Annotated in this window: 15 protein-coding genes and 1 pseudogene; 11 read left to right on the top strand and 5 right to left on the bottom strand. The window is 75.7% G+C overall.

Annotation, left to right across the window (positions count from 1 at the left end):
- Window positions 1-470: 470 nt before the first annotated feature.
- The 4 genes and pseudogenes from ACYP53_RS32705 to ACYP53_RS32690 all read left to right on the top strand — a co-directional run bounded on the left by ACYP53_RS32705 (window position 471) and on the right by ACYP53_RS32690 (window position 5,909).
- Window positions 471-1,073, top strand: a complete 603-nt coding sequence (locus ACYP53_RS32705; protein WP_459650097.1) for an AfsR/SARP family transcriptional regulator — start codon at window positions 471-473, stop codon at window positions 1,071-1,073.
- Window positions 1,031-1,132, top strand: a pseudogene (locus ACYP53_RS32700) (hypothetical protein); the annotation flags it as partial. The gene ACYP53_RS32705 and the pseudogene ACYP53_RS32700, both read left to right, overlap by 43 nt.
- 12 nt (window positions 1,133-1,144) lie before the next feature.
- A complete protein-coding gene (locus ACYP53_RS32695) occupies window positions 1,145-3,169 on the top strand; it encodes an AAA family ATPase (protein ID WP_459650941.1) in 2,025 nt (674 codons plus the stop codon).
- A gap of 412 nt (window positions 3,170-3,581) precedes the next feature.
- The gene (locus ACYP53_RS32690) at window positions 3,582-5,909 is read left to right on the top strand and encodes an ATP-binding protein (protein ID WP_189919707.1); all 2,328 of its coding nucleotides are present in this window, start codon (window positions 3,582-3,584) and stop codon (window positions 5,907-5,909) included.
- A gap of 85 nt (window positions 5,910-5,994) precedes the next feature.
- Here the strand turns inward: ACYP53_RS32690 and ACYP53_RS32685 are convergent, their stop codons facing one another.
- Window positions 5,995-7,287 carry a serine hydrolase domain-containing protein gene (locus ACYP53_RS32685; RefSeq protein ID WP_459650096.1) on the bottom strand — a complete coding sequence of 431 codons (1,293 nt, stop codon included), beginning with the start codon at window positions 7,285-7,287 and terminating at the stop codon, window positions 5,995-5,997.
- 346 nt (window positions 7,288-7,633) lie between these two features.
- Here ACYP53_RS32685 and ACYP53_RS32680 point away from each other — a divergent pair, with 346 nt between their 5' ends.
- Window positions 7,634-8,530, top strand: a complete 897-nt coding sequence (locus ACYP53_RS32680; protein ID WP_459650095.1) for an alkaline phosphatase family protein — start codon at window positions 7,634-7,636, stop codon at window positions 8,528-8,530.
- Between the two features lie 10 nt (window positions 8,531-8,540).
- Here the strand turns inward: ACYP53_RS32680 and ACYP53_RS32675 are convergent, their stop codons facing one another.
- On the bottom strand, window positions 8,541-9,857 hold the full coding sequence (locus ACYP53_RS32675; RefSeq protein WP_459650940.1) for an MFS transporter: 1,317 nt from the start codon (window positions 9,855-9,857) through the stop codon (window positions 8,541-8,543).
- Between the two features lie 101 nt (window positions 9,858-9,958).
- Between ACYP53_RS32675 and ACYP53_RS32670 the strand changes: the two genes are divergently transcribed.
- Entirely contained in the window at window positions 9,959-10,495 is a 537-nt protein-coding gene (locus ACYP53_RS32670; RefSeq protein ID WP_189919713.1) for a MarR family winged helix-turn-helix transcriptional regulator, read from the top strand.
- Window positions 10,496-10,601: 106 nt separating this feature from the next.
- Window positions 10,602-11,195, top strand: a complete 594-nt coding sequence (locus ACYP53_RS32665; RefSeq protein WP_459650094.1) for a hypothetical protein — start codon at window positions 10,602-10,604, stop codon at window positions 11,193-11,195.
- Window positions 11,196-11,227: 32 nt separating this feature from the next.
- On the opposite strand, the gene ACYP53_RS32660 is transcribed toward ACYP53_RS32665, so the two are convergent.
- Window positions 11,228-12,322, bottom strand: coding sequence for a hypothetical protein (locus tag ACYP53_RS32660; protein ID WP_459650093.1), 1,095 nt, complete (start codon window positions 12,320-12,322; stop codon window positions 11,228-11,230).
- Between the two features lie 189 nt (window positions 12,323-12,511).
- Entirely contained in the window at window positions 12,512-12,994 is a 483-nt protein-coding gene (locus tag ACYP53_RS32655) for a nuclear transport factor 2 family protein (RefSeq protein WP_459650092.1), read from the bottom strand.
- A 103-nt stretch (window positions 12,995-13,097) separates the two neighbouring features.
- Between ACYP53_RS32655 and ACYP53_RS32650 the strand changes: the two genes are divergently transcribed.
- From ACYP53_RS32650 to ACYP53_RS32635, 4 genes are all read left to right on the top strand, one after another.
- Complete coding sequence (locus ACYP53_RS32650; RefSeq protein WP_189919720.1) at window positions 13,098-13,661, top strand: TetR/AcrR family transcriptional regulator; 564 nt, start codon at window positions 13,098-13,100, stop codon at window positions 13,659-13,661.
- Window positions 13,662-13,990: 329 nt separating this feature from the next.
- On the top strand, window positions 13,991-14,827 hold the full coding sequence (locus tag ACYP53_RS32645; RefSeq protein WP_459650091.1) for an HAD family hydrolase: 837 nt from the start codon (window positions 13,991-13,993) through the stop codon (window positions 14,825-14,827).
- Window positions 14,828-14,923: 96 nt separating this feature from the next.
- Window positions 14,924-15,067 (top strand): hypothetical protein, encoded by a 144-nt coding sequence (locus ACYP53_RS32640; protein WP_189919725.1) that lies wholly within the window; start codon window positions 14,924-14,926, stop codon window positions 15,065-15,067.
- Window positions 15,060-15,224 carry a hypothetical protein gene (locus ACYP53_RS32635; protein ID WP_189919727.1) on the top strand — a complete coding sequence of 55 codons (165 nt, stop codon included), beginning with the start codon at window positions 15,060-15,062 and terminating at the stop codon, window positions 15,222-15,224. Before ACYP53_RS32640 ends, ACYP53_RS32635 begins: the two co-directional genes overlap by 8 nt.
- 7 nt (window positions 15,225-15,231) lie before the next feature.
- Here ACYP53_RS32635 and ACYP53_RS32630 read toward each other — a convergent pair whose 3' ends face one another.
- Window positions 15,232-16,485: a DUF5685 family protein gene (locus ACYP53_RS32630; protein ID WP_459650090.1), complete on the bottom strand. Its 1,254-nt coding sequence runs from the start codon at window positions 16,483-16,485 to the stop codon at window positions 15,232-15,234.
- Between the last annotated feature and the right edge of the window lie 55 nt (window positions 16,486-16,540).

Raw genomic sequence — 16,540 nt, 5'->3', positions numbered from 1 at the left:
CCCCCACCATCGCCGCACACCACACCCGGGGTGGCCCCCGGGGTGGAGCAGTGTAATGCGCGAACCTGTCCTGACCGCGCCGGCTCGTCGCCCCTGCCCTGGGAGGACGTGGCGGGGGCGCCCCGAGGTTGCGTGGGCGGTCTCGGGCCCTCGGCGGGGCGGACGGCGGGAGGGGGCCCGGTCCTTCGTGTCGGACCCTGCGGATACCGTGCGGCCATGGTGGAAGCGCGGGACGTGGGCCCCGGTGCCCGGGTCGAGCTGCCGTCGTGGCGGGTGAGGTGGCCGTGGGACGGGCCCGCCGCCGGGCTGCCGGTGCCGGCCCCGGAGCCCGGGTCGCGAGCCGGTGCCAGGCCCGTCCGGTCGGCACACCGGGCCGGGCCGGCGGCGTTCGACCGTTCCGCGCGAGCGTGAACGGCCAGGTCGGGCCTATCCTCGGACGGGATTCCGCGGGTGGGGGAGGAGAGGGGCGCGTGCACATCGATCTGCTCGGTCCGGTGGTGGTGCGGCGGGAGGACGGGGCGGCGGTGACGCCGTCGGCCCCCAAACGGAGGGCGCTGCTGAGCGCGCTCGCCGTACGGCTGAACCAGACGGTGGCCACCGAGGAGCTGATCGAGCTGGTCTGGGACGGCGCGGCGCCGCCCACCGCGCGGGCCGCGTTGCAGGGGCACGTCGCCGCGCTGCGCCAACTGCTGGACGGGCCGGGCCTGGTGCTGGACACCCGGGGCGCCGGGTACGTGCTGGCGGGCGAGCCCGAGCGGGTCGACGTGCAGCGCTTCGCCCGGCTGTGCGAGGAGGCCGGTGTGCTGCTGCCCGGGCCCGCGGTCCCGGGGGAGGCGGCCCCGGGCGGCCCGGCGCTGCCGCTGCTGCGCGCCGCGCTGGACCTGTGGCGCGGTCCGGCGCTGGCGGACTGCGGCTCCGCCCTGCTGCGCGAGCGGGCCGTCCCGCAGTTGACCGACCTGCGGCTGCGCGCCCTGGAGGAGCTCGCCGAGGGGCTCCTGGGGCGGGCCGCGGCGGCGAGTCGGCCGCCGAACTGGCGGCGGCGGCCGACGCCCACCCGTCCCGGCAGACGCTGACCGCCCGGCTGGTCCGCTGCCTGGAGCAGTCGGGGCGGCACGCGGAGGCGCGGGAGCGGTACGAGCGCGCGGTGGCCCGGCTCTCCGGCCCACCCGGGCCGGAACTGCGGCGCGCCGGCGAGCGGTTCGCGGCCCGGGCGGCCGCCCCCGACCGCCGGTTCGTGGGCCGCGAGGCCGAACTCGACCGGCTGGACGCGGCCCTGCCCGCCGCGCGGGCCGGCCGCCCGGTCCTTATCACCGGCCCGGCCGGGGCCGGCAAGACGGCCCTGGTCCGGCACTGGGCGGCGCAGCGCGGCGCCGGGCACTTCCCGGACGGGCTGCTCCGCGCCGACCTGCGCGGCTTCGACCCGGACGGGCCGCGCGAACCCGCCGACGTCCTGGGCGAGTTCCTGATCGCCCTCGGGGTCGCCCCGGACGCCCTGCCCGTCTCGACCGCCGACCGCTCCCGCCGCTACCGCGACCTCCTCGCCGGCCGGCGGATGGCGGTCCTGCTGGACGACGCGGCCTCCTACGAGCAGCTCCTCCCGCTGCTGCCCGACCCGCCGGCGGCGGATCCCGCGGGCGGGGAGGCGGCCGGGCCGGTCGCGGTCGTCACCAGCCGCAGCCGGCTGCGCCACCTGCTGGTCCGCGCGGGCGGGGTCCCGCTCCCGCTGGGCGTGCTGACCGGAGAGGAGGCCGCCGCGCTGCTCGCCCGCACCCTCGGCCCGGACCGGACGGAGGACGACCCGGACGCCGTCGCCGCGCTCGCCGAGGCCTGCGACCTCCTGCCGCTCGCCCTGCGGCTGGCCGCGGCCCGGCTGGCCGCCCGGCCGGACTGGTCCCCGGGCGACCTCACCCGCGAACTCGCCGACGAGGAGACCGGGTTGGCCGTCCTCTCCGGTGCCTTCTCCGGTACCGCCGCCGGCAACAGCACCGGCAGCGGTCGCGGCCCGGTCGGCCTCACCACCGCCCTGGACCGGACGTACCGGACGCTGCCGCCCGCCGCCGCCCGGCTGTTCACCCTGCTCGGCCTGCACCCCGGCGCGGTGATCGACACCGACACCGCCGCCGCCCTCGCCGACCTCCCGCCCGCCGCCACCCGCACCCTGCTGACCGCGCTGGACGCCGTCCACCTGCTGGAGGAGACGGCCCCCGGCCGCTACGCCCGGCGCGAGCTGGTACGCCGCTACGCCGCCCGGAAGGCCGCCGAACTCACCTGCGACGAACGGTTCGTCGCCCTCGACCGGCTGATCGCCCACTACCTGGACGTCACCGCCGGCTGGACGGCCGCCTGCGCGGCGGGCGACGGCGGCAGCGAGCGGGCGGCGGCCTGGTTCCGCCGCGAGGAGAGCGCCCTGCGGGCCGTCGTGGTCTGTGCCGAGCAGTACGGCCGGACCGCCGCCTGCTGGCAACTCGCCCACCGGACGGCCCTGTTGTACGAGGCCACCGGCCACGACCGGACCCACTGGCGGGCCGTCGTCGAGGCCGGGCTGAGCGCCGCCCACGCGGACGGGGACGAGTCGGCCGTCGCCCGGCTCGGCACCGACCTCGCCGTCCTGCACGTCGCCCGCGCCGCCCACCGCACCGCCGCCGAGCACCTGGGCCGCGCCGTCGCCGCGGCCGACCGGGTCGGCGACGCGGCGCTGCGCCACCACTGCCGCGACCGGGTGGCCGCAGCGCTGCTGCGGGCCGGCCGGTACGAGCGGGCCCTGCCCATGCTCACCGACCTGGTGACCGCCGCCCGCACCCCGGCCACCGACCACCTGCTGGTGCACTCGCTCACCGGACTGGCCGACGCCCTGGTCCTGGCCGGTGACCCCGGTCCGGCCCTCACCCACGCCGACGAGGCGGTCCGGGCCGCCACCGCCCGTGCCGGCGGCGCCGATGCTGTTCTCGCCACCCACAGCCGCGCCCGCGCCCTGCACGCCCTGGGCCGCCGCGACGCGGCGCTCTCCTCGGCCCGGCTCGCCGTCGCCCTCGGCCGTACCGTCGGCGACCCCGGGCTGGAGGCGCGCTCGCACGGCCTGCTCGCGGACCTGCTGTGCGAGCTGGGCCGCGGGGTCGAGGGCGCGGAGGCCCGGCGCCGGGCCGAGGCGCTGGCGGCCGACGGCGGCTGACGTCCGGCTGACCGACCGCCCGACCGGCTTCCCGCCCGCCCGTGGTCCGGACCGTACGCCGGAACCGGGGTCGTACGACGGAACCCCCGGCCGTGCCGGAAACCCGGGTGAACCGCGCCCCGCCGTCGAGCCGTTGACCAGAGAGCGGAACCGCAGGCGGAAGTATCGGCAGTTCCGGGAAGTGGAACCGCCTTCGCCGTCGGACCGCCGAGACCCGGCCGGCCCGTCCGAGCAGGGATGGGACGTCGACGAAGGACCGATGACGGGGAGTTCCGCCACCGGGGCATACTTCTGCCTGGTGCCGCCTGCCGGACACGCGTCCAGGCAGAAGCGCGACAGGCAGAAGCGCCACAGGCGGAAGCGCGTCAGGCAGAAGTGCGGAAGTGGCAGGACCGAGTGAGTGGGGGCGGGCATGGCGGCTGAGGCCGGTGGGGCAGGCGCGGACACGGGCGAGTTCAGCCGCCTGCTGGCCGGGTACCGGGTGGCGGCCGGGCTGACCCAGGAGGAGCTCGCCGCGGCCGCCGGGGTGAGCCTGCGCGCCCTCGGGGACATGGAGCGCGGCCGCACCCGCGGGCCGCAGCGGCGCACCGTACGGGCGCTCGCCGTCGCCCTGGGGCTGGACGGGGAGCAGGCGGAGGTGCTGGACCGGGCGGCGCAGTGCGGGCGCCCGCGCGGCGTCCGGCCCGGTCCGGCGCAGGTCGTGGCCCAGTCCGCGCCCCGGGATCCGGCCCCCGGAGTGCCCCCGGTCGCCGCGGGCCAGAGCGCGCTCGCCCTGCCCCGCGACATCGCCGACTTCACCGCCCGTGAGGGCGCCCTGGCGGTGCTGGCCGGCCTGGCCGCGGAGGACCGGCCCGCCCACCCGCGGGTGGTGCTGGTCAGCGGTCAGCCCGGCCTCGGCAAGACGGCCTTCGCGCTGCACGCGGCCCACGCGCTGGCCGAGCGCTTCCCGGACGGTCAGCTCTCGCTCGGCCTCGGCGCCATGTCCGGCCAGCCGCTGTCCGCCCGGGACGCGCTCGGCCAGGTGCTGCGCGCCCTGGGTGTCGCGGACGCCGCGGTGCCCGCCGGGACGGAGGAGCGGGCCGGCCTCTACCGGGCGCTGGTGCGCGAGCGGCGGCTGGTCCTGGTGCTGGACGACGCCGCGGACGAGAGCCAGGTGCGTCCGCTGCTGCCGGGCTCCGGACCGGCCGTGACCATCGTGACCAGCCGCAACGCCCTGCCCGGCCTGGAGTCGGTGCACCGGCTGAGCCTGGACGTGCTCGCCCCGGCCGAGGCGGCCGGACTGCTGGCCAGGATCGCCGGGCGGGAGCGGATCGAGGCCGCGCCCGACGCCACCGCCGAACTGGCCGCGCTCTGCGGCTACCTGCCGCTCGCGCTGCGGATCGCCGGACAGCGGCTGGTGGCCCGGCCGCAGCAGCCGGTCGCCCACCTGGTGCGCCAGCTGGCCGCCGAGGAGAACCGCCTGGACCTGCTGGAGACCGGCGACCTGGCGGTCCGCCCGGCCTTCGAACTGTCCTACCGGCGGCTGCCCGCCGAGTCCCAACTGGTGCTCCGCCGCTGCGCGTTGACCGCCGGGCCGGACTTCACCGCGGTGGTCGCCGCCGCCTACGCGGGCCGCTCGGCGGCCCGGACCGAACTGGTGCTGGAGCAGCTGGTGGACGCCGGACTGGTGCAGCCCGCCACCCCGGACCGCTACCGGCTGCACGACCTGGTGCGGCTCTACGCGGGCGAGCGGCTGGCGGTCGACGAGTCGGCCCAGGAGCTGGCCGAGGCCCGCACCCGGGCCGGGCGCTGGATCCTCGACCGGGCCGCCGCCTACGGGCTGCGGTTCGACCCGGACCACGCCAAGGACGACACCGGGCCGACCGGTTCCGCGCCCGCCCACCTCACCGAGGCGGCGCACTGGCTGGAGTACGAGCACCCGGAGTGGCTGGCCGCCCTGCACCACGCCCAGCGGGCCGGCCGGTACCGGGAGGTGATCGACACCGCCGAGGCCATGCACTGGTTCTCCGACCGGCTGCTGAGCTGGGGGATCTGGGCGGAGGTGTTCCAGCTCTCGGTGGACGCCGCCCGCGCGCTGGGCGACCGGCGGGCCGAGGCGGTGCACGTCAACTACCTGGCCTGGACCTACGTCACCTGTCTGCACCGCTACCAGCGCGGCATCGAACTGGCCTCCCAGGGGCTGGAGTTGGCGCAGGAGCTGGGGGACCGGGAGCAGCAGGGCTGGGCGCTCACCTACCTCGCCTCCGGGCTCCGTTACCTGCGGCGGCACCGCGAGGCGACCGACGCCTTCCACCGGGCCGCGGACGCCTTCGCCGAGCTCGACAGCCGCGCCGCGCTGATCGGCCGGCTGGTCACCCTGCGCGGCGCCGCCAACTGCCTGCGCGAGTCCGGCCGGGCCGAGGAGGCCGTGGACACCCGGCGGCGGGCGCTGGCCGGCGCGCTGGAGCTGGTGGAGCGCTGGTCCGCACCGCTGATGAACCTGCTGGCGGCCATGACCGCGCACGAACTGGGCCTGGACCGGGCGGCGTTGAAGCGCTGGCCGGCCGCCGAGAAGGCCTACCGGCAGGCCCTGGTGCACTACGAGGCGGTCGGCCGGCCGGACAGCATGACCAAGACCCTGACCGAGCTCGGCACCGCGCTGATCGAACAGGGCCGCGCCGAGGAGGCCCGCGAACTGCTCACCGAGGCGCTGACCGACCTGAGCGCGGACGGCCCCCGGGCGGGGCTGCCGCGGCCCTGAGTCGAGGCCGGAGGCGGTCCTGCCGCCGACGCGAACGCCCGCCCCCCGGCCGGGGAGCGGGCGTTCGGTCGTCAGTGCCGCCGGATCAGATCCGGGTGTCCTCCACCACCGGCACCTGGTTCGCCGGGACGGCACGCGGGGCGTCGCCGTTCGGGGCGACGTTGCTCGGCGCGAAGCGCGTCTTCGGCGCGACCGCGGGCTTCGTGCCGCAGAAGGCCGGCTCCAGCGTGTTCATCAGGCCCTGCGTCACCGCGCCGTTGTTGGAGGCGTTGGCGAAGACCACCACGCTGCGCCGCCCGTCCGGCGTCGCGAAGGACTGGGTCTGGAAGCCCTGCACGATGCCGCCGTGGCCGTACACGTCCCCGCAGGTGAGGGAGATGCGGCGCAGCCCCAGGCCGTACGAGACCTTGGCGGTGGGCGTCGGCAGGGCGGCGGTCATCTGCCGCAGCGAGTCGTCGGTGACCAGGCCGCCCTCGCCGCCGGCCATCAGCGCGGTGAGGAAGCGGTCGAGGTCCTCGGCGTCGGAGATGACGGCACCGGCGGACCACACCCAGGAGCCGTTCTGCCGGGTGGAGTCCAGCAGCGGCTTGCTGCGGTCGTCGTTGGTCAGGTACCCGGTGACGTGGGCGCCCTGGATCTCCTGGTCGGGCACCACGAAGGTGGTCTTGCGCAGGCCGAGCGGCTGGAGGATCCGCTCGTTCAGCACCTCGGCGTACGGCTGGCCGGTGAGGTGCTCGACCGCGAGGCCCAGCAGCACGAAGTCGGTGTTGGAGTACGAGTAGCGGCTGCCGGGGGTGTACTGCACGCCGTGCTTGACGGACATCGCCGCCAGCGCGCTCGGGTCGTACACCGTGCTGCGGATCCGCGCCTCGAACGCGCTGGTGGTCTCCTCGCCGGCCTGCTCCAGCAGGTCGTTGGTGTGGTCGAAGATCCCGGCGCGGTGCTCCATGACCTGGCGGCCCGTCATGGCCCAGCCCTCGGGCAGGGTGCCCGCGGGCAGGTAGTCGCGCAGCGGCTTGTCGAGGTCGATGCGGCCTTCCTGTGCCAGCTGCATCACGAGAACGGCGGTGAACATCTTGCTGTTGCTGCCGACCCGGAACCTCCACGAGGAGTTCATCGGGGTCCCGTCCAGGTCGGCCAGGCCGACCGCCACCGAGCGGCTCTCCTCCTTGTCGCCGTGGTCGCGGATCACCGCGAAGGCGCCCGGGGCGCCGGCCTTGGTGGTGGCCTGGAGGGCGGCGCGCACACCGGTGAGGTCGGAGGCCGGCGCGTCGGCGGCGCCGCGGTCGGCGGCCGCGGCGTGCGCGGCACCGGTCGCCATCAGGACGGCACCGGCGGCGGCCACGGCCAGGGGACGCAGAAGGCTGGTCTTCGCCATGTTCCTCGGTTCTCTCGTCAGCTGACGCGGCGTCGGGCCGCGCCGTTCGACGATCACTATCACCGGCCGGGCGGCCGAAAGGCAATGTGAACCGGTTCGCCCGCATGGTCCGTTGTGTGCGCCGGCCGACGGGCCGCACCGTTCGTTTCCCGCTCCGGGGCCAAGGTTTCACCTGCTGTCGTCTACCCGCGTCAGGGGCCGCGCCCCATGCTGTTCGGGCGCTCCCGGCGCGTCCGGTGCCCTCTCCGCACCGGCCCCCTGCCCCGCCTCGTGCCCCGCCCCCTGCTCCGCCGGATCCCCTCAGCAGCTCTCCCTCATCGGGCCGCTCCTCACCCAAGGAATTGTCATGACTTCGTCCGCGAAGGCCCTGAAGCCCCGCTCCCGCCGCACCGCCACCGCGATCGGCTCCGCCGTCGCCCTGGTCGCCGCCTCCGCCGGCCTGTGGGCCGCGACCGCCACGACCGCGCAGGCGGCCGCGCTGCCCACGCCCGACCACATCGTCGTCGTGGTGATGGAGAACCACGCCTACACCCAGGTCATCGGCAGCAGCAGCGCCCCGTACATCAACAACACCCTCAAGGCGGGCGGCGCCAACCTCACCCAGTCCTTCGGCATCACCCACCCGAGCGAGCCGAACTACTACGCGCTGTTCTCCGGCTCCACCCAGGGCCGCGTCGACGACAGCTGTGTGACCGTCGGCGGTTTCCAGAGCGCCAACCTGGCCTCCGAGGTCATCGCCGCCGGCAAGACCTGGGCCAGCTACAACGAGTCCCTGCCCAGCCAGGGCAGCACCGTGTGCAGCAGCGGCAACTACGCCCAGAAGCACAACCCGTGGTTCGGCTTCGGCAACGTCCCGCTCAGCTCGGCCAAGACCTTCGCGCAGTTCCCGACCGACTTCACCACCCTGCCGAACGTCTCCTTCGTCGTGCCGAACCTCTGCAGCGACATGCACGACTGCTCGGTCGGCACCGGCGACACCTGGATCAAGAACAACCTCGGCGCCTACGCGACCTGGGCCCAGACCCACAACAGCATCCTGGTCGTCACCTTCGACGAGGACAACAAGCTGTCCGGCAACCGGATCCCGACCGTGGTCTACGGCGCCCACGTCACCCCGGGCAGCAGCTCCGCCACCACCTACAACCACTACAACGTGCTGCGCACCCTGGAGGACCTGTCGGGCGCCAGCGGCCACGCGGGCAACGCGGCCACCGCGAGCGACATCACCGGCATCTGGAACTGAGCCGCGGTGATCAGGGCTTGACCTGAGCCCGAGCCCGGACCGGTGGCCGCTCGGCCACCGGCTCGGGCCCGGGCCCGGACAGCGGCCCGCGTGCGGTGGCCTGCCGTACGCCGTGCCGCCGTACCCCGGGCACCGCCGCCGTGCCCGCGCAGACCAGCGTGACCAGCACCGCCGCCGTCAGCAGCGGCACCCGGCTGCCCCAGGCGTCGGCGGCGAGCGGCGCCAGCACGTACCCGAGCGGGGCGGCGCCCAGCGAGAGCAGCCAGTCGTACGAGGTGACCCGGGCCAGCGACCCGGCCGGGAAGTCCTGCTGGACCACCGTCTCCCACACCGGGTTGAGGAAGCCGAGCCCGGCCATCGCCACCGCCTGCGCCGCCACCGCGACGGCCACCGGGGCCGGGACGGCGAGCGCGAGCAGCGGCAGCCCGTACAGCGCGAGCGCGAGGTTCCCGGCCAGCACCGGGCGGCGGGGGCGGACCTTCCCGGCGATCAGCGAGCCGACCAGCAGGCCCACCGCCCCGGCCTGGGTGAGCGCCACCCAGGCGCCGTCGCCGCCGAGCCGGGTGGCGGCGATCAGCGGGCCGAGGGTGAGCAGGACGGCGGAGGTGCCGTTCCACACGCCGTGGGCGATCAGGCTGGTCCAGTACCAGTCCCGGGAGCGCACCTCGCGCCAGCCGTCGGCGAGGTCCCGGCGCAGCGAGCGTCCGCCGTCGGGGGTGTGGTCGGTGCGGGCGGTGTGATCGGTGCGGTCGGTGGTGGGCCGGGGGAGCCGGGCGAGCAGTGCGGCGCTCAGCACGAAGGAGGCGCCGTCCAGCAGGAAGGCCCAGCCGGGCCCGGCCGTGTAGACCAGCACCCCGGCGAGCGCCGGGCCGCCGAGACGGGCGGCGCCGGTCGCGGTGCCGAGCAGCGCGTTGGCCCGAAGCCGCAGCTCGCCCCGGACGGTGGCCGCGACCAGCGGCGAGGCGGTGGGCATGGCGAAGGCGGAGGCGACGCCGCCGACGGCCGAGGCGAGCGCGATGTGCGACAGGCTCGGACGGTCGCCGAGCAGTTCCAGGCCGACGAACAGCTGGGCGACGGCCCGGACCAGGTCGGTGGTGAGCGCGACCAGGCGCGGGTCGAAGCGGTCCCCGGCCACTCCGCCGAACGGCAGCAGGAGCAGCCTGGGCACCATCGCGCAGCCCAGTACCAGGGCGAGGGCGGCGGAGGAGCCGGTGGCCCGGGTGACGGCGATGGCGAGGGCGGCGGGGACGACGGCGTCACCGAGGGTGGAGATCGTCCGGCCGAGGAAGAGCAGGCGGAAGCCGGGCAGGCGCAAGGGGTGGTTGATCACGCGACGCACTGTATTTCGGTGCCGAAATTTTGGCAACGAATATTTCGGCGCCGTTGCTTCGTGAGGGTACCGTCTCCCCGGGTTTGTAGACTCCTGCCATGGCCGACCACCCCCACCAGCACCGCACCCCGCCCCGCGACTGGACGGACGGCCACGTCGAGCGCTGGCAACCGGTGCTGCCCGACCTCGACCCGGACATCGAGGCCGCCGTCACCCGGATGTCCAAACTCACCCGGCACTTCCGTCGGGTCCGCGAACAGGGCGTCGCCGACTACGGCCTGCAGAAGCACGAGTTCGACACCCTCCACGAGCTCGCCGGCCGCGGCGGCCACGCCGCCCCCTCCGACCTGCGCGCCGACCTCAACCTCGCCCCGGCGTCCGTCACCGGGCGCCTGGAGGCCCTGGAACGGCGGGGCTTCATCGTGCGCACACCCTCCACGGCGGACCGCCGCAAGGTCGACATCGTGCTCACGGACGCCGGGCGCGCCGCATGGCAGCAGGCCCTCGACGTGGTCGGACGGGAGGAGCACCGGCTGCTGGGAGTGCTGTCCGAGGACGAGCGCCGCACACTGTCGGACCTGCTGCGGAAGGTGATGCTGGCCCAGGAGGCGGCGGAGGACGGCCGGTCGGACTGACCGCCGTCGGGTGGGCCGGGTCGAGGGCGAGTTCGGCACGGGCGGCCCCGGCGGGTGGCCGGGCCGGGGTCGACCGGGCGGGTCCGGCCCTGGTATCGATAGGGCCGTGCGATTCGAACTTGTGCCGATGCCGGACGGTGTGGGGGCGCGGCCCCGGGACGGGCGGGGGTACCCCGTGCCGGCGATCACGCCGTGGCACGGGGGCGAGCCGCAGTTCGCGCTGACGGACCACGGGCGCAGCGCCGACTGCGCGCTGCGGCGCCGGTGTTCGGTGTGCGGCGGGTTCATGGCGCGCGGGCCGGTGTGGCGGGTCGTCGGGCCCGCCGAGAGCGCCGCGATCGCCGAGGCGCTCGCGGCCGGCCGGTCGTACCGCAACCTCGCCCCGACCATGGAGGGCCCCGGGCACCGCGCCTGCATGCTCTACGCGTCGATGGTCTGCCCCTACCTGGCCCGCCCGAACGCCCGCCGGCGGGCCACCGCCGAGGACCCGGCCGACGAGCTGACCTCGGCCGCCGTCCGCGGCGCGGCGCGCGGCGGGCTGGGCGCGGTGGTCGGGTTCGGCGACTACGAGTACGCCGTCACCGACACCCGGGTGCTGTTCCGCTTCCTCGACCTGGTCGAGTTCCTGCCGCACGAGTCGGCCGACGAGCACCTGGCCGAGCTGCGCGCCGAGTTGGCGAAGCCCGGCCAGGGCCGGTAGACGGGACCGGTGGAGCTTTCCGCCGGTGGGGCCTACGGCCGGTAGGCGGGCAGGCCCTTGATGGTGGAGACCTGGGTCGGCGCGGCGGAGCCGTCCGCGGGCAGGGTGCTGATGCCGTCCGGGGTGCGGGCCGCGACGGTCCTGCCGTCCGGGGACCAGGCGGGTTCGGTGAAGTCGGTGGTGGCCGAGGGGGTGAGGTCCTTCTCGGTCTTCTGGTCCCAGGCCGTGGAGCGGGTGAACAGGTGGTCGTGCCCGTTCACCGAGCGGACGAAGACGAGGTGCTCGCCGTCGGGGGAGAGCGCCGGCTGGGAGCCCTTGGCCAGCTCGCGGGCCGCGGGCCGGATGTAGTCGTCGTAGATGTACACCTCGTTCGCCGGGGTGTTGGCGTACGCGATCGCGCCGCGGTGACCGCCCGCGTTGGCCCAGGTGTTGCCGGTCTGCGGCGGCTGCGGCAGGTTGTCGTTGCCGCCCTCGGAGTTGTGCGGGGTGAGCTCCTCGGGGGTGGCGCCGGGGGTCTTGGCGGGCACCCGCTCCAGCTTCAGCACGCCGCCCTTGGTAGCGGCGAAGACGATCGTGTTGAAGCGTTCGAGCCCCTCGGTGCCCGAGGTGTCGCCGGGCTCCCGGGTGGCGTGCAGCCAGGTGGGGTGGGACCAGGTCTCCCCGCCGGGGTTCTTGGCCAGGGTGACCTTCCCGGTGCCGTCCGGGTTGGCCGTCACCAGGTCGCCGTTGCCGTTGACGAACGCGGCCTTCTTGCCGTCGGGGGACCACGCGAGGTCGCGTACGGCGGTGCCGAAGTCGACGGTGGCGCCGTTGATCGCGACGGTCTGGGTGCCGGTGCTGATGGTGAGGTGGTTGGCGGCGGAGGTGCCGTTGACCTCCTTGCCGCCCGGCGCGGGGCTGCCCGCCTGGGACGGGGTGCCGGGCTGGGACGGCGCGCCGGGCGCGGACGTCCCCGGCGTCGAGCCCGGCGCGGACGTCCCCGCCGTCGCGCCGGGGGCGGTGCCGGTCGGGGCCGCGGTGGCCCCGGAGCCGCTGGTGTCCGGGCCGCAGGCGGAGAGCAGGACCGCGCCGACGGTGGTCATCAGGGCGATCGCGGCGGCGGTGCCGAATCTGTTGCGCACGGACATTCCAGGGTCCCCCTCAGGTGCTGTTCGCCTTCGAGAAGGAAGCGTCCCAGCGCCAGGTCTATGACCGGTTCGTGCCGTGTCACAGACGTGGAACAGTGCGGGCCGATTCCTCGGCACGGCGTCAGCGGCCCTGCGGGCGGCGGCTCCAGGGGCCTCCGGGACGTCCGGTGCCTTCGGGGGCGCGGGCCGTCAGAGGCCGAGCCGGGTGAGGCCCGGGTGGTCGTCGGGGCGGCGGCCGAGCGGCCAGTGGAAGAGCCGCTCCTCGGCGGTGATCGGCACGTCGTTGATGGAGGCGTGCCGACGGGCCATCAGGCCGTCCGGCGCGAACTCCCAGTTCTCGTTGCCGTAGGAGCGGAACCACCGGCCGGCCTCGTCGTGCCACTCGTAGGCGAAGCGGACCGCGATGCGGTCGCCGTCGTGCGCCCAGAGCTCCTTGATCAGCCGGTACTCCAGCTCGCGGTCCCACTTGCGGGCGAGGAACTCGGCGATCCGCTCGCGGCCGGTGAGGAACTCGGAGCGGTTGCGCCAGCGGCTGTCGGGTGTGTAGGCGAGCGCGACGCGCCGCGGGTCTCGGGTGTTCCAGGCGTCCTCGGCGGCCCGGACCTTCTGCCGGGCGGTCTCCTCGGTGAACGGGGGCAGGGGCGGGCGCTGTCCGTCGTGCTGTGCGGCCATGGGTGAACTCCTCGAGAACGGGTATTCCACCAGTGAGAACGATCGTTCTCACTTCAGTGGCTACGATAGGAGAACTATCGTTCTCGCGCAAAGGGCACGGCAGATGGAGCACGAAGACCCGCGGACCCGGATCCTCGACGCGGCCGAGGAGCTGTTCTACGGGCAGGGCATCCAGGCGGTCGGCATGGACGCCGTCCGGGCCGCCTCCGGCATGACGATGCGCCGCCTCTACCAGCACTTCCCGTCCAAGAACGACCTGGTCGAGGCCTACCTGCTGCGCCGCGACGGCCGCTGGCGGGCGAGCCTCGCGGTGCACGTCTCCCGGGCCGGCGGCACGCCGCGGGAGCAACTGCTCTCGGTCTTCGACTGGCTCGGCCTCTGGTTCGCCGAACCCGGCTTCCGCGGCTGCGCGTTCGTCAACTCCTTCGGTGAACTGGGCGCCACCACGCCCGTCGTCGCGGCCGCCGCGCGGCACCACAAGGAGGAGTTCGGCGGCTACCTCGCGGGCCTGGCCGAGGCCGCGGGCGCCCCGCCCGCCACCGCCGCCCACCTGACCCTGCTGGCCGAGGGCGCCATCACCACCGCCGCCCTCCACGGCGACCCGACGGCCGCCGCCGACGCCAAGGAGGCCGCCCGCCTGCTGCTGGACGCCGCGCTGGCGGGTTAGCCCTCGGCGGTCTCCCTCCCGGGGCGGGCGACGGCCGGGGGCACGCACGCCCGCCCAAAGGGCCCGCCGGGCCGGCGGACGGCCGAACCGGCCCCTCGGTCGGTCGTCGCCGAACCGGTCGTGCCGGTGGTACGGTCCTGCCGTCTGGCGGCCGTCGGCCCCGGCCACCGCCGGGCCCGGACCGCGAGCTCCCTGCACCGCCGCGCCGGGTCGCCGCACGCGAGCCCCGCGCCCCTCCGTCCGCGCACACCGCGGCACGGGCGCCCGAGCGAGGCGCGCCCCGCACCCGGAGGACTCCACCGACCCCGACCAGCACGGAGCCCCGACCCATGACCACACCCGGCACCCTGGCCACCGTCACCCCGCTACGACCACCGCGCCTGGTGGCCACCGACCTCGACGGGACGATCGTGCGCGGCGACCGCACCGTCTCCGCCCGCACCGTCGCCGCCCTCGCCCGGGTCGAACGGGCCGGCGGACACGTCGTCCTGGTCACCGGCCGCCCCCCGCGCCTGATGGGAGAGATAGCCGCCGCCTTCGGGCACCGGGGCGTGGCGATCTGCTCCAACGGCGCCTTCGCCTACGACATGCGCACCCGCACCGTGGTCGCCGAGCGCCCGATCCCGGTCGACGTGCTCGGCGAGACCGCCCGGCTGCTGCGCGAGGTCGCCCCCGGCATCGGACTGGCCGTCGAGTACGCCCAGGAACTGGCCGGCGACGCCCACTACGAGGCGGGCGACTGGGACGTCGACACCACCGTGCGACGCCTGGACGACGCCGTCCTGTTCGCCCGCCCGGCCCCCAAGCTGCTCGGCCGCCACCCGGAACTCTCCGCCGACGACCTGCTGGAGCTGGTGCGCCCGGCGATCGGCGAGCTGGTCACCGTCACGCACTCCAACGGGGTGCGGCTGGTCGAGGCCGTCGCCCGGGGCGTGAGCAAGGCCGCCGCGCTCGGCGAGCTGGCGCAGCGGTACGGAATCCCCCGGGAGCGGGCGATCGCCTTCGGCGACATGCCCAACGACCTGCCGATGATGGCCTGGGCCGGCACCTCCTACGGCGTCGCCAACGCCCACCCCGAGGTCCTCGCCAGCGTGGACCACGTCATCGCCAGCAACGACGAGGACGGCGTCGCGGCCGTCCTGGAGGGTCTCTTCCCGGAGGGCTGAGCACGCCCGCCCCCGCCGTCGCCCGTCGTGGGCGCTCGATTCCGGCTCCAGGGAACGTTTATCGGCCATTGATCGCGACCGCCTAGGGTCGGACACATGGACGAGAGAGCGGCCGAGCGGCCGGGGGCAGTGCCCGAGGGGCGGATGACGGAGCAGGACGCCGAGCGGTTCCGGCAGTTGCTGGCGAAGCTGGAGCACTCGCTGGTGGCGGACCGGGAGGCGGCGGGGCGCGATGCCTGAGCTCGTCGAGTGGCGCCCGGTGGCGGTGGTTCCGCTGTGGCGGCGCGGCGAGGCGCGGGAGTACCCGGACGTGGAGCGGCCCGGGGTGCTGCGGGGGCACCCCGGGCCGGTTCCGGTCGATCAGGAGGGGACGGTGGGCGCCGTGGCCGCCGACTGACGGAGGTTCAGCAGTCGCATCCGCAGTCGCAGCCGTCGCACCCGTCGCAGCAGCTGCAGCAGTCGCCGCACCCGTCGCAGCAGTTGCAGCAGTCACAGCAGTCCGGGCAGTCGCAGCAGTCGTGCCGCTCGCAGAAGCCCTTGCGGGGCTCGCGGCTGAACGGGTCGTTGTGGTCGCAGCAGAGCAGCTGGCACGTGCAGGCCATCAGGGCCCACACCGCGCAGCCGGCGAGCAGGTTGCGGGGGCGCGGCGGCTTCTGGCCGGGCGGGGTGAAGCCGGGGCCCTGCGGCACCCACGGCGGGACGGGCGCCCCGGGGTCCTGACCGGGCGGGGCCTGGTGGGGCGGTGCCTGGTGAGGGTGCTCGCCCGCGGCGCCGTGCCCGGTGCGGCAGCTCGCCGCGTGCCGGGCCCCGAAGACCCGGTCGACGGCGCGCTCGGTCTCGTGCGCGAGCAGGACGTGGACCAGTGCCCGGTCGGCCAGCTCGACCTCGCCCAGTGCGAGCCGGATGCCGTGGACGGCGTCGCGGCAGAGCCGTTCGGCCTCGGCGCGGTCGGTGCCGGTGGCGGTGAGCGGGTTCCAGGCGCCGGAGGCGGCGTCGGCGCTCTGGTCCTCGGCGGCGTCGAGGAGGTGGGCGAGCCGGCCGAACAGCCGCCCGGCCTCGGCGAGCGGGGCGGCGTTGCCGGGGCGGCCGGCGATCACGGCGGTGTGCGCGAAGGCGGCCGAGGTGGCGGTCTCGGTGGGTTCGGTGACCAGCAGGACGGATCCGCCGGGGCGCAGCGTGCGCTCCAGCTCGCCCTGCCGGGAGGCCGCGTCGAGCAGGACGGCGGTGTCGAAGCCGACGGTGGAGGCGGTGCCGGCGCTCTGCCGGTCCCAGCGCCGGGTGACCGCCCGGGCCCCGGCGGCGACCGGACGGCGGGCGAACACGCCGTCGCGGTCGTCGACGTGGTCGCGGATCTTCACCGAGGCGAGGGCGAGCGAGACGGCGGCGGCGAGCCGGGCGCCCTCGCCCTTGGCGACGGAGGCGGTCCGCATGCCGCGCAGCGGGCAGGGACCGGCGGTGCGGCGCCAGGAGGAGTCCTCCCGGGCGGCCTGGGCCTCGACCAGGACGGAGATGATCAGGCCGTCGTAGTTGGTGGCGGTCCGGGCGAGCTGGCCGTGGTCGTCGCGCAGCGCGAGGCAGAGCCCGCACAGGTGGGCCATCCAGGAGGTCTGCAGCCGTTCGGACAGCCGGTGCCTGCACGGTCTGATGATGCCGAACACGATCGTCCCCCTCGCCTTTCGGGCCGCTGACCGGCCACGATTCGCCGCACATCAT

The sequence above is a fragment of the Kitasatospora sp. Ki12 genome (genome assembly GCF_054601375.1).
The sequence above is the reverse complement of the archived record's forward strand: the minus strand, read 5'-3'. Positions and strand labels throughout refer to the sequence as shown.